Below are 19,605 nucleotides of genomic sequence, written 5' to 3' on the forward strand. Positions count from 1 at the left end.
CGTTGCCCGCTGCGACCACGTGAACCTTCCGGCCAGACACGCCGGTGACCAGATAAGCGCCCCGGCTCCTACACCACGCCTCGGGACACGACCCTGGTCCGCGTTGACTCGGGACAGTGTCGCAACTTGCTGCAGGTCAACCACGCTCTTGATCGTGGCTCCCAGGCCGGCCGACAGAAGAAACTCGGAAACCGGCAGACCGGCTGATGCGGCCAGTAATTCCAACTCGGCACGTTCGTCGGGAAAGGGCCTCACCTTCAGATAGGGTTGGGTCCGGCGCGCGCGGTTGATTTGCGCGCGCTCCGGATCAGGCCGTTGGGGTGACGGGGCCGGCAGCGCTGCGCCAAGCCCTGCCGTCAAGAGGAACGCGGACAAGGACAAGCCGGCGGCCTCAGCCTTCTGGCGCAAAATCTCACGCTCATCCGGCAAGGCGCGAACCTTGATCGGAGATTGGTCCCGGCGGGTCGGCGTCTCGGTCTCGGTGTCGTTCATCATGCACACCCATAGTGGGACTGGCGGAGCCGACGATACAGGCGGAGCCTGTCTGCCTCGCAGAGCAGGACGCCGTTGAGCCGCAGGCGAATAAGGCAGTAATGTGGGCCCACAGGGGACCACATTACCCATCCTGCCCGCCAAAACCGTGAAAATTTCTGCAAATTCCCGCAACTTTCTGCAACAAAGTGAAATTTCATGCAACTCATTGATATCGCTTGCAGATCGGTCTTGCTGCCCGTTCGGCAGGCTGATTTTGACACCAGAGAGCCATGCCGCCCCTCAGGGCCGGATGCGCTCGATCTCGTCCAAGCTGATCCGGTCCCCACGACGATAGTAGAGTTGGGGCAGGTGGAGGCATGGTTGGGCAGGACGGCGGCGGTCTCCAGCGTGCCGCCGTTGGCCACGTAGGGGAGAGACAGAACAGCTGGACATGCCCTTCCCGGCACCTCTGGTCAGGGTTTCTTGCCGGTCCGCCGCGGCGCGATCACAGCGCCGATCCGGCTGCGTGACGTCCGCCCCACCCCGCTGTCCTCGGCGAAGTCGCGCCAGCGGTCCACCGCGCCGCGCACCTGGTCAATGATGCTGGTGACCTCGGCCGGCGGAAGGGAGAACTCCGCCGCCATCGCCCGCAGCTGCCGCTCGCCGGGATCCCGCCCTTCGCCCAGGATGGCGGTGGAATGCTCGCCCCCGGGTCCGTCCGCATAGGTGAGGTCGTAGGCGGGCGCCAACGACCAGCTGCCCGTCCGGTCCATCAGATAGGCGAACTGGCGGCCGTGATCATCCCGATTGTGGGCGAACAGGTTGAAGGCGGCGCGCCGGAACATCTCGACCACCTGCCGGTGATCCTTGGTGAGCTGAAAGGTGAGGATCATCAGCGTCTTGTAGTCCAGGCTCGGCTGCCGGAAGTCGGCATGGAGGTGGCCACAGGCGGAGTGAAGGTGGAGCCGGCCGGCCGGACCGATACGGTCGAACCGCTGTGCTGCGAAGTAGGCAGGCGTCTTCGGGCTTCCGCTCGGCAACAGGCGGGTGGGCGGCAGTGTCAGACCGGCGGCGCGCGCCATCCCGGCATAGGCCTGCTCGATCGGACCAATGTCTGCCGGGTCGTCCTTGCCGCGGAACTTCACCAGCCAATGCGACCAGCCCTCCGGCGCCACCAGGGCGCCATGGACCAAGTCGCCGCTCTGATCGTCACGGCAAACCACCGCCTTCGGCCGGGCGCCGCCGGGGGAGCCGCCCACCCGCAGTAAAGTGGGGAAGAGCGCCTCCGGCGCCCCTTTGAGCACCTGGCGGCTCTGTGCGGCGATCCGGTCGAGATCGATGGCGCCAGTGTCCACGGGCTCCTCGGTCTCCGGCCGGTAGACCAGGGCGCCCATCGCCCACTCCCCCATGCAGGCCAGCATGTCGAGGGGCGTCAGAGAGAGGGGATTGATCTTGCTGGCAGCCGCCCGGCGATGGATCAGCAACCGCCCCCACCCGTCGGGCAGGCTGTCGTCGAACACGCCATGAAGGCCGGAGAACGGGGCGTCCGGCCCTTGCAGAACGCCTGGGCGCGGGGTCCGCAGGAACCAGGACAGCACCCGGCCGGAGGCGAGGAAGGCATCGTCGAATTCGACATAGGTTTTCCCGTCGCGGGTGGCGAGGCGGCCGACGGGCTCCTCGTCGCCCTCGCCCCAGCGCAGCGACACCGCCAGAACGCCGACATGCTTCATTTGGCCACCGTCCGGCGCTTGCCCCGCTGGCGCTTCGGCCGCTCGATCACCTCATCAAGGCTGCGGAATTCCGGTTCCGGGAACAGCGCGCCGAACGCCTCGATCGCGTCGAGCACGACGGCGACGCGGATCAGCGCATCGAACGCCAGCTTGCCGCTGGCCTCGAACCGCCGCAGCGTCCAGATGTTCACCCCGCTGCGGTCGGCGACCTCCTGCTGGGTGAGTCCAAGGGCGACCCGCCGGGCACGGGCACGCGCGGCCACGCTCCGCGCCACATCCCCCGGGGCCATGAGGCTAAATTGGATCATTAGACAAGTTATCTCGGATATGCCGCCATAAATTTGATTATGATCCGACTTATGTTTAGAAACAAGGCAGCGTCCGCTCAAACGTACCTATGGCGACGCGTGCCAACCGCACGTCCTGAAGGGGCCGCCATGCCGACCTCGGACCAGTCCGGCCAGCATCCCCCAGATCTGCCCCTCAAAGCCGGATGCGCTCGACCTCGTCCAGGCTGACCCGATCGCCGCGGCGGTCGTAGAGCTGGGTGGTGCGGGTGGAGGCGTGGTTGGCCATCGCGGCGGCGGTTTCCAGCGTGCCGCCGTTGGCCAGGTAGGCGGTGATGCCGGTGGCGCGGAAGCTGTGGCAGCCAAGCGGCGTGGTGATGCCGGCAGCGGCGGCCCGCCGACGCACCATGGCATGGGCGCTCGCCTGCGGCAGCGGGCGCTCGGACAACTGGCCAGTGCCGCTGGCCGATTGTCCGGAACAACAGTCCTCTTCAGATCGTCCCTCAGGCCGACACTTTCCAGCTAGCTCCCAGAGGCATGGCGTGCGCCTTGCCTACCTTTCCGCACCGACTTCTCACAAAATGCACTAAGCCTCTTTAATGGGAGGCATAAGTTGATCCAACATGAAGGGAAAGGCACTGGCCAAGTTCCTGGCTTCACGAGCTGCGCGCATGATTTCATTTGGATCAGACACTGTGAATGAGACAGTTTTCGCGCGCCGCCGCCGGTTATCCTTCACTAATACTCCAACCAATTCCTCGTTATCATCCAAATCTAGTTCATACTCCGAGTGAAGATACCTGTTCCGTTCTCCCCGGATGTTCTCAAGGCGGCTAAGGAAGTCAGAAAGGTTTGAGACGTCGATCTGGCGATGCTCAATCAGCTTGTTGATCAGAGCCAAGCGCTGCGCATAAGTCAGGTCACCCCCCACAACCACTCCGACGGTTGGATCTCCCAAAAGTGTCCCGATTGCGAGCAGAAGGTACTGCTCCAGCTCATTGAAGGCTATGGAGAGCCGACCGATGGCAACGGCGTGATCGTTATAGAGGGAGTCCTTTTCCATCGTAACGTCCTCTTCAGATTCGAATCCGCTCGACCTCGTCCAGGCTGAGCCGATCGCCGCGGCGATCATAGAGCTGGGTGGTGCGGGTGGAGGCGTGGTTGGCCATGGCAGCGGCGGTTTCCAGCGTGCCGCCGTTGGCCAGGTAGGCGGTGATGCCGGTAGCGCGGAAGCTGTGGCAGCCAAGCGGCGTGGTGATGCCGGCGGCGGCAGCCCGCCGACGCACCATGGCATGGGCGCTCGCCTGCGGCAGCGGCCGCTCGGACAGTCGGCCAGTGCCGCGGCCGATTGTCCGGAACAGCAGCGCCTTGGGGTCGTCCCGCAACCCGCTGCCGTCCAGGTAGGCGGCCAAATAGTCTTCGAGCGTGTGGTGGCAGGGCAGCGCGTGGGCCTTGCCGCCCTTCTCGCGCAGCCGCACCCACAGCCGGCGGCTCTGGGGAAAGACGTCCTCCACCCGCATCGCCAGAGCGGCGCCGACGCGGGCGAAGCTGTAGACCATCAGCCCGATCAGCGCGCGGTCGCGCAGGCCGATCACCGTCCTCCCGTCGATGCTGTCGAGCAGCGCCCGCGCCTCGGCCGCATCGAGCACCGGGGTCTTGCCCACCCGCACGACATGGCGCGGCCCCCGCACCGACGATGCCGGGTTCACCGCCACCACTTGGCCCACCACCAGCCAGTCGAACAGAGCGCGCACCGCCGCCAGACGCTGCTTGGCGGTTGGCGCCGTATGGCTGCGCGTCAGCCCCTCGATCCAGGTCGCGACGTGCAACGGCTGCACCGCGGTGAGCGACGGCACGCCGGCAGCCTCGCACCAAGCCAGGAACTCGCCGACGGCACGCGCGTAAGCCCGCCGGGTGTGGAGGTTGCGGATCTCGGCCGCGAAGAACTCCAGAAAACGGACACTCGCCCGCTCGCCAGCGGCGATGACGAGTTGGGGGAGGGGGTGATTGGGGAGAACAGCCGGGAGCGTCACTGGGAGTCCTTTCGCCACCACGCGGTCAGCCGTTGCCACAGAGCCGGCAGGTTGATGCCGACACCGTGATACTCCGGGGCGAGCTTCCAGACCTTATCCTTGGCACTCAGCTCTTGAAGCTTCTCGTAGCCTTTGCCGGTCAGCCGCTCGATCGCGAAGACGAATGCTGCCTGATGGCGACCGAGCACGCACCCAGCTTCCAAGAGCAGCATGAGGTTCATGCGGGCCATGGCGGCCGACCAAACCTTGCCGCTGGGGCCGAAGAATGCGCCATTGCACAGGTCGATGTCGAAGACTGACGCCCCTTGTTTTCCTTCGATGTGCCGCAGCAGATCAAGGGTCAACTCGGCATCATAGGTCGCCAGTCCGTCCAGCCCCTGCATTCCCGCCTCCCTCTTCATGAGTCCCGCCGGCGCGTCGATCTGGGTCGTGCAGTGCTTAGATCTTGGACGGATCAAGATTGGCTGCCCGGAGCCGTCCGGCGATCTTCTTCATCTTCATGAACTCGGTCCCGAACGAATCACCGATGCCAAGGGCCTCGCAAAACTCCTTGCGGGAAACGTTCTGGAGGACCTCGGCATACTTGATCACCTGGAGATGCAGTTCGGCGACGTAACCGTTGCGCGGTGCTCCCTCAATGGCTGCTTTGATGGTCTTGAGGGCTTCGGTGGCAGTCATCGCAGGGCTCCTTCAGGGCTATCCATACAGAGAGCGTAAGCGACGCCGTAGCTCTTTGCAATGAGCTAATAGCTATGAGCTCAAAGCTCTGGCGCCCCTTATCTCTGATAAAGGACATTATCACAGATAGAGTGAGGGGAGGGTGGTTAACCGCCTCCTTAGTGTGTGATTATTTTTGTTAGCTAAGGGAATTTCTCGTTGACTAAAGAGACTATATGAGCGACTAATTTCCCTAGTTAGGGGATTTCAACACACACTAAGGAAGGCGTAAAGCACCATGCATGATCTGTCATTCCGGGCTTGGCGCACGCAGCTGGGCCTCACCATTCACCGCGCCGCCATCGAAATCGGCGATCCTGAAAGTTTCATCCGTGAGCTTGACACCGGCACTGTCGAACTCGATCGCAAGACGCTGCTGGCCATGGAAGCGCTGACCGCACGTCACGAACGCGGGGAACTCGTAATCCACGCCCCCGGTTCGGCAGCCAACGCCCGCCCGAAGGGCAAGCCTGGCGACGAGGGAATTGAACCCTTGGCCGGCGACTCCTGGGCCACCCGCACCGCCCGTCTTGCTTTGGCCATCCTGGCCACTGACCCGCGGATCAGGAGCTATGGCGAGTTGCATGATGATGTGGTGGCTGCCGGCGGCGACCCGGACATTGGCACCATGCAGAAGTACGCTTATCCGCTCGGCCGCATTGGGCAGGCGATCGGGTTAATTTCCGAGGAGATGGGCAAGCCGGTGCCACCCATCGAGGCGCTCGTGGTGAACGCCAAATCCCAGCTCCCTGGGAAAGGCATTGATGGCTTTCTCAGAGATTTTCTGAAAGCGGAGAACAAGGCCGAGGATGCCCGCCTTCTCCAATATGCGACGCACCGACCCCGCATCATCAAGAGCATCCACGCAGACATCGCAGCCTTCCCGGAATGGGACGAGGTGCTCCGACTTGCGGGTGTCAGAGCACTCTGACCCATTGCTCGAATGACGTGCCCGGGCCACTGGCGGAAAGGAACGTGAATGAGTGTTCGCAAGGTCAAGCGCAACTATGGCAGAACATCTTTAGCATCCTCGCCGCGCCAACCATCCCCCCAACCAGCATCGCGCGCCATCTGAAACAAGCGCTGCAAAATCTCTGGCGAAGGGATGCGGGCTTGCCCCCTTTGTGGAAGCAGGCGGCCGTTCGGGTCTTTCCAAATGAATCTGGTTCCCGCTTCGGGAGCGCGGCCATCTGGGTGGACATAGCGTGCCGCTTGATAGGCCAAGCTGTAGCCACTGGGCCACTTCACGGCAACCTCGTGCACGACCTGGACGTTTGTTGCTCCTTTCGCCATTTCCATCTCCCAATTATGCCATCGCTGCGATCGCAGCGATGGCATAAGCAATGGCCGGGAATCGCAACGATGGCAAGGCATTTTTGATGCCGTCACTTGTCCCTGTTGACCCTGCCTGCTGCCCCAGATCCCGGCAACGGTCCAGCTGTTACAGAGGAGCGCGCGACGGTTGTTTGCCAAACAACGCTAAGGTGGAACCCAACAAGAACGGTGTCGCGTTCTCAGGGTTCCCAGGGCTACCGAGTGATCGTCCGGAAAACCGACCTTTGGCGGCCGACTTGGAAGTTGTCCGAAAACATCCGCTTTCAACGGGTTTCCGGACAACTTGAATGCCAGACGGGATAACGGACAAGATGCCCTGTATTGGTGTTCCTATGATATTCTATATTAACGCTGCTTGCCTAACACCTATCGCGCTCCCCTCCCCTTGTCCACGGAGCCTAGCGATCAACTTGCCTCACCGGCCAGCCCGGTACCGTAACAATCTTCGCACTGACCGCCATCTTGCGGGTCGAAGCCAGACCCATGGCATCTTGGGCAGTCTCCGCTATCCGAATCATCATCTTCCTGGGATTCGTCATCATCGGCGCCTTCATCGTCCTCGGAGCTGTCCTCATCCTCGAAGCCGTCCTCGACATCAGAGAATTCGACAGCCCTAAACGTATCCTCAGCGTGATCCACTCGTGCTAGAGATTTTAGATATTCAAGCTGAGGTGAGCTAAAGGAAATCTGCTGCTGTGCAGGTGGGTTATGCGTAGAGACTGCATCGTAGAGATCGTCCATGTCATCTCTGGCATCCCCAAGTAAATCGCCTGCGCGTTCAGACTCCTTCTTCAGATGAGCAAGAAAGTTGCTCCTTGTGTCGTATTTCTCCTGTGCTTGGTGTTCTTGATAGAGATGGTCTGCACATTCAATCAGCTCCTCAGATGCATCAGCGCCAGCATCTTCAAGAAGCCTTTTCAGTTCAATGGAGCTCATAGTGATTCCCCACAGCTCGGTATGATTTTCAGTTATCGACGAAGGCGGCTCAGCCGCGATGGCACGGCGGAAATTGTTCTGGAACCGCGCCCCCGTTTCCTCGGCAGTCGGCAACAGGTCCATACTGGCGTGTGGGTGGTTGCTGGCAGACGCTGACGCTGTTGGGCGAACTTTGCAGACCAAGGTCAGGGCATCCACCGGCGGGATGTCCCAAAAGGCAGCCAAGCGGACAGCTTGGTAGGCTTCTCGCTTGGCCCGTTCGTCAGCACTGGCGTCCTCGTCCAGTGGGGACGGAGTGTACCGCTTCGACGCCTGGACGGCTGTCAGTTCGGACCAACTCATGTAGCCGGTCATGACCGCGTAGGCGTGCTTGCAAGCAGTCAGAGTGCGGCCCTCGACGGCCGCCTTAAGTTTCTTCGCCTTCATGGCGGCGAAACTGACGTGAATAACATAGAATCGGGACATGACGTTCTCCCGCCGCCATCAGCCCGCTGGCGATCCCGCAGGATCGTCTCGACCCGCCACAAGGAAGAGCGCGGACCACAGACGGCTTGGAAAAGACGTCGTCGTGGGCTGTGCGGATCGTACCCTTAGTGGGCTTGGCCTGAGGTGGCGCCGTCAGCTTCGATCATGCCGATGCGTACACTATAATGCTCCGCCGGATCGGTCGCAAGAGGCTGTTGCACCAGTGCCGATTGAGATGGAGGGGAGCGCGGTAGGTGTTAGGCAAACAGCGTTAATATTGAACACCATAGGAACACCAATACAGGGCATCTTGTCCGTTATCCCGTGCGGCATTCAAGTCGGGCGCCAAAGGTCGGTTTTCCGGACGATCACTCGGTAGCCCTGGGAACCCTGAGAACGCGACACCGTTCTTGTTGGGTTCCACCTTAGCGTTGTTTGGCAAACAACCGTCGCGCGCTCCTCTTACAGACAGCACCACATGGTCCACCAGTTGGGGTTACTACACGAAAGTGTGCGGATTATCCGGGATGTGGGGACACGGCGTGAACGCAGGCGCACCCGCGCTGACCATGGTTCGCTTTGCCGGATTCAGACGGGCTCAACGGCTTCCTGCTCTGCGAGGCGATGCGTCTCATTCGTCAAGAACGGTCGGCCGAAGCAAGCTTCGCCAAGTCCAATTCGCCCTCTGCGCCCCAACCGACCGTGCCAGTCTTTACCTCCGGCCGGAACGCCTCGTATAGCCGGAATGCCTGCCGGGCAAGGTCCGCCGCTGGCAAGGAGTGGGCCAGCCCTGTCATGGCATGGCGCACCTCCTCCAGATCTTCTCCGAATTTGCTGCCCAGGTACCGCTCTACGCTCGCCGGCGTGATGGGCTTGCCGTGGCTCACGGCACGCAGGCCATCTTTGGTGTGAACGGCGGGGATCGATCGTCCCATCAGGTCGATGTGGATTTCCTCGCCCAGCTGGAGCGCCCTGCGCTGGTCGCCCACCGTCTCTGGGGTCGGCTCATAGATCCCCAGCCGGACGCCTTTGGCATGCGCTGCGAGGCCCGACAGAGCCTTTCCCAGGGTGAGGGCCTCATCACGGTCCAGGCCCAGCCGTTCAGCCACCACGGCGGCCCACAGCGTTAGCACCGGCGCCCGGTTGATCATGATCTTGCGGTGCGAGGACGGCATCGTCTCACCTTGGCGTTGATCCCCTCTCCTGAACGGGGCTTCAGCCTGGCGGTTCCTCTAAGGGGGCAGAGCGGGTTCGGGCGGCTAGCGTGCGGCCACATAAGTGGTGGACCCGGCAGGATTTGACCCTGCAACCAGATCGTTATGAGCGGCCAGCTCTAACCGTTGAGCTACGGGTCCGTTGAGGGTGGTGCGCCTGGAGGGACTTGAACCCCCACGACTTGCGTCACTGGAACCTAAATCCAGCGTGTCTCCCAAGTCCACCACAGGCGCCGTGGTCGGAGCGGCCGGATTCGAACCGGCGACCCTCTACTCCCAAAGCAGATGCGCTATTAGACTGCGCTACGCTCCGTCACAGGGTTCCGGGTGAGGGGATCGAACTCCGGCATCCTCGGTGTAAACGAGACGCTCTACCGCTGAGCGAACCCGGCCTTGATGCGGGCGGTCGGACTCGAACCGACACTCCTTGCAGAACCGGATTTTGAGTCCGGCGCGTCTACCAATTTCACCACCCCCGCATCCTCACTGACCATAGCCAGCAAGGCGCTTGATATACTCAGGCGTCGCAGAGGTACTCGAGCGGAAACGATTGGGGATCTGTGTGGGGTTGGGTCACACCCCTAGAAGCTTGCCTACGGGTGGCCGAGAGGGATGGAGGATCAGTCCCGAGCCGTCTTCTGCAATCTCAACCTTTGCGTCCGGGTAAGCAGCGGTGGCAGCCTCCAAGGCTTCAAGGAACGGCCGGCGGAAGAAGCGGGCTTCTTTGAAGCCGCCTCCGAACTGCGCATGGATCGCCGTCCACGTAATAGGGGTGGCCCGCTCCAGAACATGCAGGCGGTAGGCAAGCCAAACATAGATGTCCAAGGACATCGACCGGTCGCGAAGGTGCCGGACAGCTGCCTCCAGGAGAGGCACGGGGTGTTCTTTGGCGGCAGCGTAGAACACTTCATCCAGGACGACCGTGTCGTCGAAAAGGCGGGGCTGATCCCCGGTGTCGATGCTGTCCCCGAAGAGCAGTCCTTTTCGGACGATGCCGCCCTTGTCGAACCCGGTTCCGCCGCGCTCTGCCTCCCAAAAGAACTTCATCGAGCAGGCTGCAATCCGCATTGATTGCTCGCGGAAGGCCTTGGCTGTCTCGCCGCCGACGGTCACGCCCATCGCTTCAAGCCAAGCCCTCATAGACCGCCCCAGGGCGATCTCGCGGCTGTTGGTCTTGACCGCCTGCGTGATCAGATAGATCAGGATCATGCGTGCGCGGGCCCCATAGGGAACTCCGAAGAGCTTCGTTTTGCCTGCTACATCAAGGCGTCCTGGTTCCACCACAAGCTTGACCTTGTGTCCGGTACGCTCCCATGGCTGATCGTCTGGAATGCGTCGGTGGGGCAATGCGGTAAGGCACAACCCTGAATACGTATAGCCGAGACCGCCACGATCATCGCCGAGTACACCAGCGGCAATGTTCACGATGCTGGCATCAGCAAGCGAAAATGCCGCCTCTTTGCCATTCTGAACGATCAGTCTGTGTATCTCAGCCATGAGAGCCAACTTGAAGTCTGTGGGGCATTTCCGTCAAGTGTGGGGTTAGGTCACAGGACTATTTGAAGTTAGTTGTTATCTTTACTAGTAGTGTAGTGACCCAACCCCACGGGATAACGCGAGTCGTGCAGTGACTTCCGTGCCCTAACCCCACAACAACGTGCTCCAACCCCACGGGATAACCGCTTGTGAGGTTGGTGTGCCCTAACCCCACACCACGAATCGGAGCGGCAGATGCTAAGGGCAAGCTTTGGCATTTGTGAGCGGCGACCTACGGCTTGGATAGCTCGGCATCTAAAGCGGCCTAATGATCGTTTGGTCGCTTGACCGTGTGACCATCCGATCGAATGGTCACTCTTTTCGGGAGCCTCGCAGCCGTCGGCCGTCTTCACGGAGGTCCGCATCGCTGATGGGGAAGCCTGCATCACGAAGGGCAGTCAGGATCAGGTGTCGCTTCGTAACGCGCTGCTGTGCCGCGGCAATCGTGAGAGCGTCGAACAACTCGTCAGTCACCTCGATCTTGATCGGTCGACGGGGGTTGGCCGGCGAGCTGCTGACTGGCGCCGGCGTCAGAGAGGGGATGCCCTGCTGCTTCGCTGTATCGCTGATGCGTTGCGCGAGCACGGCGTCATCGTCGTCGTCATCCAGCGGGATGTTTGCCTTCTTGCTCATGCTGCGTCCTCGACCTCGACGCCGAGCAGGGCTAAGACTTCCCGGCGGATTGCTTCGACGTTTGCCGCGGCATTGCCGCCCGGCTCTACCACGCGCGGCGGGGCGCCGTTGAAGGTCATCTCCTTGAAGGCGGTCCGGTCCATCAGCGGCGTGTTGAGGACCGCGACATCAGGCGCCTTAGACTGCAGACGCTTGCGCGTCTCCTTCGCTGCTCGGCTCTCGATGGTGACCGGCCAGCGGGACAACAGGAAGCAGGCACGGATGGTCTTGTCCGCCGCCTCGCCGGCCTGCTTTACGTTCTCGACCGTCTGCAGTGCGTCGTGGATGTCCATCTCCGAAGCCTGCACCGGCACAATGACTAGATCGGATCGCGCCAGTCCGAGCAGCGTCAGCTTCGACGAAACGCCTGGCAGATCGACGAGCACATAGTCGGCATCGGCCCGTGCCTTCTTGATGCTGGCGAGGATGTTCGCCTCAGTGATCCCGCCTATAGCTGCGAAGGTCACGCCATCCAGGCGCTTGACCATGCGTGCGCCGATCCTGCTTGCGTGACCGTTCGGGTCGGCATCGAGCACGACAACGTTGCTACCAGACACAGCGAGATCAGACGCCAGGGCGAGCAGAGCCGATGTCTTGCCGACACCGCCCTTCACGCTGGCGAGTGTGATGACCGGCATGAAAGTTCCCCCACGTAATGTTTGCCGCATGGAGCACGGCCCGTCGTCGACGGTCAAGCGGTCCTACGGTCAAACGAACAAATGATCATTTGACCATATTATCAAATGGTCGTCAGTAGCTTGCCAAGGGGGGTGTCCACCCTGAACACCACCATCGACACAAGGCAGGCGCTGAGCGGACGCGGTAGAGGCGATCACAGACGCGGAACGTCCGCGCATTCTCTGCGCGAAAGGCTCCAGATTTATGCCACATTTGGCGCGCGGTCGGGGTGGTGGAGTGGCCACCGCCCGCGCCACTCAGTCGGAGGGAACGAGGATGAAGGAAATTCTCACTCTCCTGATCCTTGTGCTGGAGGGTCAACAGCATCCTGCCACGCCGCCGGTAATGCCCTGCCAACGCAGGACGGACATATGCAGGGCGAATTAGATGTGCAACTTCTGTTGGCGCCAACTGACTGTTCTGCTAAGGTAAAGGTAAGTTAAAGCAACGCTTTGCGGTGGCCGGCCAGCCTGGTGCGCTGCGATGAAGGCACCATGGACGCTCAGCACAGTTCGGCCAATTTCAACTTCCTTGCGACGCACGATCCGCAGCTGGTCCGGTTAGGCGCCCTTGCTGAGCGCTACTTTCGGGATGATCCCAACACTAGCCTGCTCAAGGTTCGGCAGTTCGGCGAACTCCTGGCGCAGCTTGTGGCTGCCCGAGGTGGCATGTTCACCTCCCCTGCAGAGCCGCAGGCAGAGCTTCTTCGACGCCTAAAGGCCGATCAGCTCATCCCTCGAGAGGTAGCTGATCTTTTCCACCAAATCCGGCTCGTCGGCAATCAAGCCAATCATGTCCGCAGCGGCACGCATGGCCAAGCGCTCACGGCGCTGAAGGTCGCACGCGAGCTGGGCATCTGGTTTCACCGTAGCTTTGGTCGTCAGCAGAGCTTTAAGCCTGGACCGTTAGTCCCCCCGCCTGATCCAGCAGCGGCAACCACCCAGCTGCACGAAGAACTCGAGCGTCTGAAGCAGGCTCTTCTTGAGAGTCAGAGTGCTGCCGAGCGCGCCCGTTTTGAAGTCGAGGAGCAGGCTAGAGCTCGTGAGAGCGCTGAGGAGCGGGTCGCCCGCGAAGTCGGGGAGCGTCAGGTTTGGGAGCAGCTGGCGCAGGAGGCTGAGGCTGCGAAGCTCTCTCTTTCTGCGAAGCTAACAGCACTCCAGCAGGCCGCCGAACAGGCGCCGGCCGCGCTGAAGATTGAGCTTGCCGCCGAAATCAAAACGGCCGCTGCCGCGATCCATCTCGACGAAGCAGCTACTCGCGCGATTATCGACCAGCAGCTACGTGACCGCGGCTGGGAAGTGGACACTGAGACACTGCGCTACGCTGCGGGAGCTCGCCCTGCCAAGGGCCGATCTATGGCCATCGCCGAGTGGCCAACCAAGAGCGGGCCTGCTGATTATGCCCTGTTCCTCGGTACGCATTGCGTTGCCATTGTCGAGGCTAAGCGACGCAACAAGAATGTCTCTTCCCATATTGACCAAGCTGAGCGCTACTCGCGCGGCTTTAAGTTTGTCCCCGGAGCCGATGCTATCGGAGGTCCGTGGGGCGAGTACCGCGTGCCGTTCGTCTTCTCGGCCAACGGGCGGCCGTTCCTGAAGCAGCTTCGCACCGAAAGCGGCATTTGGTTCCGCGACGCGCGCAAGGATACAAACCTGCGCCGTCCGCTTGTCGATTGGCCGACCCCTGAGGGCCTAAAGGCGGAGCTAGAGCTGGATCGCCAAGCCGCCCAGGAAGCCTTGAAGGATCAGCCTTTCGAGTTTGGCTTCCCGCTGCGCCCTTATCAACGGCGCGCCATCGAAGCCGTAGAGGCGGGACTTGCGGCAGACAAACGCGAGATGTTGGTCGCCATGGCTACTGGCACTGGCAAGACGAAGCTTGCCATTGGCATGCTCTACCGACTACTTAGCGCGAAGCGCTTTCGGCGTGTCTGCTTTGTAGTCGATCGTAGCGCGCTTGGCGAGCAGACCGCCGGCGAGTTCCGCAACACCCGTGTAGTCACGGCCCGCGCCTTCGCCGACATCTTCGGCCTCAAAGAGCTGGGCGACATCGCGCCCGATCCTGAGACCAAGGTCCATATCTGCACCATTCAGAGCTTGGTTCGCCGGGTGCTCCTGGCCAAAGAGCCAAAGGACGTGCCGCCGATCGATCAGTACGATCTAATCGTGGTTGACGAGTGCCACCGTGGATATCTGCTCGACCGCGAGATGTCGGACGGCGAGCTAGAGTTCCGTAGCCAGGAAGACTACATCTCAAAGTACCGCCGTGTACTGGAGCATTTCGACGCGGTCAAAATTGGCCTGACTGCAACGCCGGCGTTGCACACCGTCGATATCTTCGGCTGCCCCGTCTTCACCTACTCGTATCGTGAAGCCGTCGTGGACGGCTACCTTATCGACCACGAGCCGCCGATCCGCATCGAAACCGCACTCAGCAGGGCAGGCATCGTCTTTGCCAAAGGCGAGCAGATCGAGATGCTCGATACCGCCACCGGTCTGATCGAGCTGGCCCAGGCACCGGATGAGCTGCGCTTCGAAGTGGAGGAGTTCAACAAAAAGGTTATTACTGTACCCTTTGTTAAGACGGTGGCTGAGGAGTTGGTGAAACACATTGATCCCAGCCTGCCAGGAAAAACGCTCATTTTTGCTGTCAGCAACCCGCATGCGGATATCGTCGTCGATGAGATAAAGGCTGCGTTGCAGGCAGAGTACGGTGAGATTGAAGACGGCGCCGTTCGCAAGATTATGGGCGGCGTTGACAAGGTCAGTGAGCTCATCCGCTGCTATCGCAATGATGCCATGCCCAAGATCGCGGTCACCGTCGATCTACTGACCACCGGAATCGACGTTCCGAAGATCACCAACCTCGTCTTCCTGCGCCGAGTTAACAGCCGCATCCTCTATGAGCAGATGCTCGGCCGAGCGACGCGGCAATGCCTGGAAATTGGCAAAGAGACCTTCCGCATCTTTGATGCGGTCGATCTCTATCCGCACCTGCAAAACCTGACGCAGATGCGTCCAGTCGTAGTTGATCCCAAGGTGTCGCTGGAACAGCTCTTTGACGAACTGACCAAGGTTGAGAAGGTTGAGCATCAGCGTGCGATCCTCGACCAGATCACCGTCAAGCTGCGCCGACGGCTAGGTCGCATTCCCGACGAAGCACGGAAGCAATACGAGGCCATCGCCGGCGAGACACCCGAGGCCACGCTTGAGCGGGCACGCCATGCGGACCCTGTGGACATCGCTCGGTGGGCCAAGGGGCGACCGGGTGTCGGTAAGATTCTCGACTGGAACCCGGAAGGCAAGGGAGGGGAGTTTATCCCCATCTCTCATACGCCAGGTGGGAACGTCACAGTGACACGCGGCTACGGCACGGCGTCGAAGCCTGAGGACTTCCTGCAGAACTTCACGGCCTACGTCCGCGACAACGCCAACCAGATCGCGGCGCTAACTCTCGTCGTGCAGCGTCCGCGTGAGCTGACCCGCGCGGAGCTGCGTGCGCTGAGGCTGGAGCTCGACAAGTTCGGCTACTCGGAAGCCAACCTTCGCCGCGCATGGCAGGATACGAAGAACGAGGATATTGCGGCCTCGGTCATCGGATTCGTGCGCCAGGCCGCACTCGGCGATTCGTTGGTGCCCTACGATGAGCGGGTGAAGGCCGCGATGAAGCGTATCGGGGCGAGCAGGCCATGGACCGACGTGCAACGGAAGTGGCTGAAACGCATTGAGGAGCAGGTGATCAGGGAAGTGGTGGTCGATCGCGCCGCTATTGACGAGGAACCATTCAAGGCGGATGGAGGCTTCCCGCGCCTGAACAAGATTTTCGGAGGGCAGCTAGAGCTGATCCTTAGCGACATCAACGACGAACTTTGGAAGCGAGTGGCCTAAATGAGCGGCAACGGATCAAATGGGGGGAGAACAACCCGCGATATCGTCGCCAAGCTATGGAAGCTCTGCGACAACCTCCAGGGAGGCGGCGTCTCCTACAAGGACTACGTTAATGAGCTCACCTACCTGCTCTTCCTCAAGATGCTTGAAGAGACGAACCGAGAGGACTTGATCCCTGCGCCGTACCGCTGGCGCAAGCTCTATGAGAAGGCCGGCGAGGAGCAGTTGCTCCACTACCGCCGGACACTGCTGGAGCTAGGCGATACCACTGGTAAGCGTGGCGTGGCACCGATCGTTGTTGCCATCTATACGGACGCAAAGACGGCGCTAAACAAACCAGTCGACTTGGCTGGGTTGGTGAAGGCCATCGAGGAGATCGACTGGTTTTCTGCCAAAGAGGACGGGCTGGGCGATCTCTACGAGGGACTTCTGGAGAAGACTACCTCCGAAAAGAAATCCAAAGCAGGACAGTACTTTACGCCTCGTCCGCTAATCGACTGCATCGTCCGCCTTGTGAAACCTCAGCCTGGTGAGGTGATCCAAGATCCTGCTGCCGGCACCGGCGGATTTCTGATTGCCTCTGACACGTACATCAAAGCTCACACCGACAATCTGTATCAGCTGGAAGCTGCGAGGGCTGCTTTCCAACGAGAGCGCGCTTATGTCGGATCGGAATTTGTGCGGGACACCTATCGGCTATGCCTGATGAACCTGTTGTTGCACGGCATCGACAGTATGATCCAGCCGGACGACAGCCTGGAGGCGGCTGGTGAGGCGTTGGGCAAGGCCGAGTTAGTGCTCACCAATCCACCATTCAATCGCTTCCCTACGACGACAAACCGTGCCGATTTCTCGATTACCGCAGCGGCCAGGAAGGGACCGATGCCGTTTGTCGAGCATGTCGTTCGCGCACTTCAGCCTGGTGGTCGTGCGGCCATCGTAGTTCCTGACCCAGTGCTCTATGATGATGATACCGGACGTAGGCTGCGCAGCTGGATGATGGAGCTGTGCGACGTACATACCATCCTTCGGCTGCCCACGGGTATCTTCTACGCACAGGGCGTGAAGACCAACGTTCTTTTTCTCACGCGTGGACGCTCGGACCGAGGAAACACTCAAGCTGTGTGGGTCTACGATTTGCGTGCAAATATGCCTGCCTTTGGAAAAACACGACCGCTTACGACAGACGTTTTCAAAGAGTTCGAAAGCGCTTTTGGGGATGATCCCTATGGAAAGGCGGCAAGAGTCGACACTGGAGAGCAGGGCAGGTTTCGCTGTTTTACTCGAGAGGAGATCAAGGCACGCGATGACAGCCTTGAACTAGCTTGGCTAAGAGGCGCCGTAGAGGACCCTGAAGATGAGCTCACCGAGCCAGAGGATATTGCGGCGGCTATCCTAGGCCATCTCAAGAATGCCCTTGAAGAGATAGAGGGGCTTACTGAGGCGATCGAGCCGCGTGGCGCAGAGACGATCGAGGCGACTGCATGAGCCCTCTTCCACCCGGATGGACGGAGGCACCCCTTGAGGTGCTCTGCGACATCAATCCAAAGGGCGACAGCATCGATCCACTGACGCCTGTATCGTTTGTCCCCATGCCAGCCGTTTCTGACGAGCAGGGCATTATCCTGGAACACGGTGTGCGGCCGTTCGGCGAAGTAGCAAAGGGCTACACTCGGTTTCAGGATGGTGACGTGATTTTTGCAAAGATCACGCCCTGCATGGAAAACGGAAAGATCGCAGTCGCTCGCGGGCTGCACAACGGATTAGCCTGTGGGTCGACAGAGTTTCATGTCCTCCGCCCCAGAGAGAATGTAGTTCTGGCCGACTATCTATGGCGCTTTTTGCGGCGGCAAAGCTTTCGCGATGAGGCCCAACACCACATGAGCGGAGCCGTCGGGCAGCAACGGGTGCCGGTCGAGTTCCTGAAGAAGACTCTAGTTCCCCTCCCCCCATTTGAGGAGCAGCGCCGGATTGTTGCCAAGCTAGACGTACTATTTGAACGTTTGCAGAGTGCGAGCGCTGACCTGGCGGCCATGCCAAAACTGATTAAACAGTACAGGCAGGCTGTGCTCGATGCCGCCTTCCGAGGTGAGCTCACGTCGGCTTGGCGGATCGCCAACATCGACACAGCTCCAGCGCAGGAGTTCTATGAGGAGCGCCAAGGATGGGCTGTGAAGCGCACAAGACAAAGCGGACTTGGCCGCGATGAGAAGAGCGCAATACTGACACGCGATCCTGCTCTCGAGCGCACACTCGCCGAGGTGGCGGCGGGACGGTCGCTGCCATCCACTTGGCTTTGGTGCGGCCTCGGTGAGGTTTTCGGCACTTATGTGGGCGCAACACCAAGCCGCAAGGAGCCTGCCTACTGGGGAGGTGAGATAGCTTGGGTGAGCAGCGGCGAGGTTGCGTTCTGCCGAATTTCCAACACCAAGGAGAAAATTACCAGCGACGGCTTGGCAAACGCCTCGACGCGGATGCACCCAGCCGGAACGGTGCTGCTTGGCATGATCGGTGAGGGCAAAACTCGAGGTCAAGCGGCCATCCTGGACACCGAGGCCTGCAACAACCAGAACTGCGCGGCCATACGGGTCTCGGAAGGCGATTACCCACCAGAATATGTCTATTGGTATCTCTATGCGGTCTACGAACGCACGCGGAGCGCGGGGGCGGGCAACAACCAGCCAGCCTTGAACAAGGAGAAAGTACAGCGCCTTCCTCTGCCTTTGGCTCCTCCGGTCGAGGCGTCGGCTGTAGTGAGGGCACTCGAGGCACGCCTTGCACCGATGCAGCGTATAGAGGATGAGCTCGCGTCGTCCAGGAAGCATGCCGACCGGCTTGGAGAGCAGCTCTTGGGAAGAGCCTTCCGCGGGGAACTCGTCGCCCAGGATCCCAACGACGAGCCGGCAGACGAGCTGCTCAAGCGCATTCTGTCGGTCCAAGCTGAGCCGGCTGATGCCCGCAGGGGCCGGCCAAGGCGAGCGGTCGCTCAGGAAGCATGATCTTGCCCCGGATCGGTGGTTCTCCCGCACTTTGCGTGGATCAGGCTACGAGGAGGACGCGACGGCGCAGCAGATTGAAGCTGGCGCGTCCATACTGGGGTCACCCCGTCGTTCAGCCACAGCCGGCCACGCTTGGGCTGCTTCTTGGGAACCTTCAGCCCCTCACGGCGCCAGATCTGTGAATCGGCGTGGGGTCCTGACGCCGATCGGCACGCAAACACGTTGATAATAATGGAAGCTTTGGGGGCCTGCCGCGTGCCGTTTCACAGCGGCAGCTGGCGCAAAACCATCAAGGACGCCGGCGTATGTCCAATCTGGCGCATAGTAAAAGTATGGCAGTTTGCTATGTCGCCGGCAAAGGGAACAGGACAGGATACGCCAGGATCAATGGCTATTCACGATCTGGCGGGCTGCTATAAGCAGCTTCTCCTGAGTCTGCCGGATGCGGTCCAGCAAGTCCATCACCTCCGCCCGATCCGGGTAGCCAGGTACAAAGCGGTCCTCCTTCGACAACCACAGCTTCAGCAAGCCACCCAATCGGCCCTGGTCCGGGTCACGTCCCTGAACGTGGTGTAGGAGCTGTGGGGAACCGGCCCGCCGAAGCGCCCCCCAGAGCTGGCGTAGGCGGGCCGGTTTTCCACAGCG

17 protein-coding genes and 5 tRNA genes are annotated in these 19,605 nt (G+C 60.9%); 4 read left to right on the top strand and 18 right to left on the bottom strand.

Annotation, left to right across the window (positions count from 1 at the left end; translation table 11 throughout):
- From FBZ83_RS30885 to FBZ83_RS30920, 8 genes are all read right to left on the bottom strand, one after another.
- A partial coding sequence (locus FBZ83_RS30885) for a plasmid mobilization protein (protein ID WP_211101722.1) occupies positions 1 to 492 on the bottom strand: 492 nt, incomplete at its 3' end.
- A 455-nt stretch (positions 493 to 947) separates the two neighbouring features.
- Complete coding sequence (locus FBZ83_RS30890; protein WP_145691092.1) at positions 948 to 2,204, bottom strand: type II toxin-antitoxin system HipA family toxin; 1,257 nt, start codon at positions 2,202 to 2,204, stop codon at positions 948 to 950.
- Entirely contained in the window at positions 2,201 to 2,467 is a 267-nt protein-coding gene (locus FBZ83_RS30895) for a helix-turn-helix domain-containing protein (RefSeq protein WP_211101723.1), read from the bottom strand. Before FBZ83_RS30895 ends, FBZ83_RS30890 begins: the two co-directional genes overlap by 4 nt.
- Before the next feature lie 220 nt (positions 2,468 to 2,687).
- A complete protein-coding gene (locus tag FBZ83_RS30900; RefSeq protein ID WP_247888551.1) occupies positions 2,688 to 2,939 on the bottom strand; it encodes a tyrosine-type recombinase/integrase in 252 nt (83 codons plus the stop codon).
- A 138-nt stretch (positions 2,940 to 3,077) separates the two neighbouring features.
- The gene (locus FBZ83_RS30905; protein ID WP_145691094.1) at positions 3,078 to 3,554 is read right to left on the bottom strand and encodes a hypothetical protein; all 477 of its coding nucleotides are present in this window, start codon (positions 3,552 to 3,554) and stop codon (positions 3,078 to 3,080) included.
- Between the two features lie 13 nt (positions 3,555 to 3,567).
- Positions 3,568 to 4,524, bottom strand: a complete 957-nt coding sequence (locus FBZ83_RS30910; RefSeq protein WP_145691096.1) for a tyrosine-type recombinase/integrase — start codon at positions 4,522 to 4,524, stop codon at positions 3,568 to 3,570.
- On the bottom strand, positions 4,521 to 4,907 hold the full coding sequence (locus FBZ83_RS30915; RefSeq protein ID WP_145691098.1) for a hypothetical protein: 387 nt from the start codon (positions 4,905 to 4,907) through the stop codon (positions 4,521 to 4,523). The genes FBZ83_RS30910 and FBZ83_RS30915 overlap by 4 nt, the downstream gene beginning before the upstream one ends.
- Before the next feature lie 55 nt (positions 4,908 to 4,962).
- Positions 4,963 to 5,202 carry an HTH-like domain-containing protein gene (locus FBZ83_RS30920; RefSeq protein WP_145691100.1) on the bottom strand — a complete coding sequence of 80 codons (240 nt, stop codon included), beginning with the start codon at positions 5,200 to 5,202 and terminating at the stop codon, positions 4,963 to 4,965.
- A gap of 277 nt (positions 5,203 to 5,479) precedes the next feature.
- Here FBZ83_RS30920 and FBZ83_RS30925 point away from each other — a divergent pair, with 277 nt between their 5' ends.
- The gene (locus tag FBZ83_RS30925) at positions 5,480 to 6,172 is read left to right on the top strand and encodes a hypothetical protein (protein ID WP_145691102.1); all 693 of its coding nucleotides are present in this window, start codon (positions 5,480 to 5,482) and stop codon (positions 6,170 to 6,172) included.
- A gap of 809 nt (positions 6,173 to 6,981) precedes the next feature.
- Here the strand turns inward: FBZ83_RS30925 and FBZ83_RS30930 are convergent.
- From FBZ83_RS30930 to FBZ83_RS30975, 10 genes are all read right to left on the bottom strand, one after another.
- Positions 6,982 to 7,977, bottom strand: a complete 996-nt coding sequence (locus FBZ83_RS30930) for a hypothetical protein (protein WP_145691104.1) — start codon at positions 7,975 to 7,977, stop codon at positions 6,982 to 6,984.
- Positions 7,978 to 8,615: 638 nt separating this feature from the next.
- Positions 8,616 to 9,152: a hypothetical protein gene (locus FBZ83_RS30935; protein ID WP_145691106.1), complete on the bottom strand. Its 537-nt coding sequence runs from the start codon at positions 9,150 to 9,152 to the stop codon at positions 8,616 to 8,618.
- Positions 9,153 to 9,256: 104 nt separating this feature from the next.
- Positions 9,257 to 9,332, bottom strand: a tRNA-Ile gene (locus tag FBZ83_RS30940).
- An 8-nt stretch (positions 9,333 to 9,340) separates the two neighbouring features.
- A tRNA-Leu gene (locus FBZ83_RS30945) sits at positions 9,341 to 9,425 on the bottom strand.
- Between the two features lie 2 nt (positions 9,426 to 9,427).
- Positions 9,428 to 9,504: transfer RNA gene (locus FBZ83_RS30950), tRNA-Pro, on the bottom strand.
- A gap of 8 nt (positions 9,505 to 9,512) precedes the next feature.
- Positions 9,513 to 9,582: transfer RNA gene (locus FBZ83_RS30955), tRNA-Val, on the bottom strand.
- A 6-nt stretch (positions 9,583 to 9,588) separates the two neighbouring features.
- Positions 9,589 to 9,670: transfer RNA gene (locus FBZ83_RS30960), tRNA-Leu, on the bottom strand.
- Positions 9,671 to 9,764: 94 nt separating this feature from the next.
- Positions 9,765 to 10,688, bottom strand: a complete 924-nt coding sequence (locus FBZ83_RS30965) for a replication protein RepA (RefSeq protein ID WP_145691108.1) — start codon at positions 10,686 to 10,688, stop codon at positions 9,765 to 9,767.
- Between the two features lie 351 nt (positions 10,689 to 11,039).
- Positions 11,040 to 11,360, bottom strand: a complete 321-nt coding sequence (locus tag FBZ83_RS30970) for a hypothetical protein (RefSeq protein ID WP_145691110.1) — start codon at positions 11,358 to 11,360, stop codon at positions 11,040 to 11,042.
- Positions 11,357 to 12,037 (bottom strand): ParA family protein, encoded by a 681-nt coding sequence (locus FBZ83_RS30975; RefSeq protein ID WP_186466241.1) that lies wholly within the window; start codon positions 12,035 to 12,037, stop codon positions 11,357 to 11,359. The genes FBZ83_RS30970 and FBZ83_RS30975 overlap by 4 nt, the downstream gene beginning before the upstream one ends.
- Before the next feature lie 534 nt (positions 12,038 to 12,571).
- On the opposite strand from FBZ83_RS30975, the gene hsdR reads away from it, so the two are divergent.
- The 3 genes from hsdR to FBZ83_RS31620 are packed head-to-tail and all read left to right on the top strand — an operon-like array spanning position 12,572 to position 18,960.
- A complete protein-coding gene (gene hsdR, locus FBZ83_RS30980) occupies positions 12,572 to 15,961 on the top strand; it encodes a type I restriction-modification system endonuclease (RefSeq protein WP_145691114.1) in 3,390 nt (1,129 codons plus the stop codon).
- Positions 15,962 to 17,449 (top strand): N-6 DNA methylase, encoded by a 1,488-nt coding sequence (locus FBZ83_RS30985; RefSeq protein WP_145691116.1) that lies wholly within the window; start codon positions 15,962 to 15,964, stop codon positions 17,447 to 17,449. It begins immediately after the preceding gene.
- 38 nt (positions 17,450 to 17,487) lie between these two features.
- On the top strand, positions 17,488 to 18,960 hold the full coding sequence (locus FBZ83_RS31620) for a restriction endonuclease subunit S (RefSeq protein ID WP_211101724.1): 1,473 nt from the start codon (positions 17,488 to 17,490) through the stop codon (positions 18,958 to 18,960).
- The last annotated feature ends 645 nt before the right edge of the window (positions 18,961 to 19,605 follow it).

Source organism: Azospirillum brasilense (assembly GCF_007827815.1).
In the GTDB taxonomy this organism is placed as follows: Bacteria; Pseudomonadota; Alphaproteobacteria; order Azospirillales; family Azospirillaceae; genus Azospirillum; species Azospirillum brasilense_C.

Coding starts and splice junctions, on each gene's coding strand:
- FBZ83_RS30915 (WP_145691098.1), bottom strand. CDS start 4,907: ATGCAGGGGCTGGACGGACTGGCGACCTATGATGCCGAGTTGACCCTT.
- FBZ83_RS30965 (WP_145691108.1), bottom strand. CDS start 10,688: ATGGCTGAGATACACAGACTGATCGTTCAGAATGGCAAAGAGGCGGCA.
- hsdR (WP_145691114.1), top strand. CDS start 12,572: ATGGACGCTCAGCACAGTTCGGCCAATTTCAACTTCCTTGCGACGCAC.
- FBZ83_RS30925 (WP_145691102.1), top strand. CDS start 5,480: ATGCATGATCTGTCATTCCGGGCTTGGCGCACGCAGCTGGGCCTCACC.
- FBZ83_RS30930 (WP_145691104.1), bottom strand. CDS start 7,977: ATGTCCCGATTCTATGTTATTCACGTCAGTTTCGCCGCCATGAAGGCG.
- FBZ83_RS30985 (WP_145691116.1), top strand. CDS start 15,962: ATGAGCGGCAACGGATCAAATGGGGGGAGAACAACCCGCGATATCGTC.
- FBZ83_RS30935 (WP_145691106.1), bottom strand. CDS start 9,152: ATGCCGTCCTCGCACCGCAAGATCATGATCAACCGGGCGCCGGTGCTA.
- FBZ83_RS30975 (WP_186466241.1), bottom strand. CDS start 12,037: ATGCCGGTCATCACACTCGCCAGCGTGAAGGGCGGTGTCGGCAAGACA.
- FBZ83_RS30970 (WP_145691110.1), bottom strand. CDS start 11,360: ATGAGCAAGAAGGCAAACATCCCGCTGGATGACGACGACGATGACGCC.
- FBZ83_RS30905 (WP_145691094.1), bottom strand. CDS start 3,554: ATGGAAAAGGACTCCCTCTATAACGATCACGCCGTTGCCATCGGTCGG.
- FBZ83_RS30890 (WP_145691092.1), bottom strand. CDS start 2,204: ATGAAGCATGTCGGCGTTCTGGCGGTGTCGCTGCGCTGGGGCGAGGGC.
- FBZ83_RS30920 (WP_145691100.1), bottom strand. CDS start 5,202: ATGACTGCCACCGAAGCCCTCAAGACCATCAAAGCAGCCATTGAGGGA.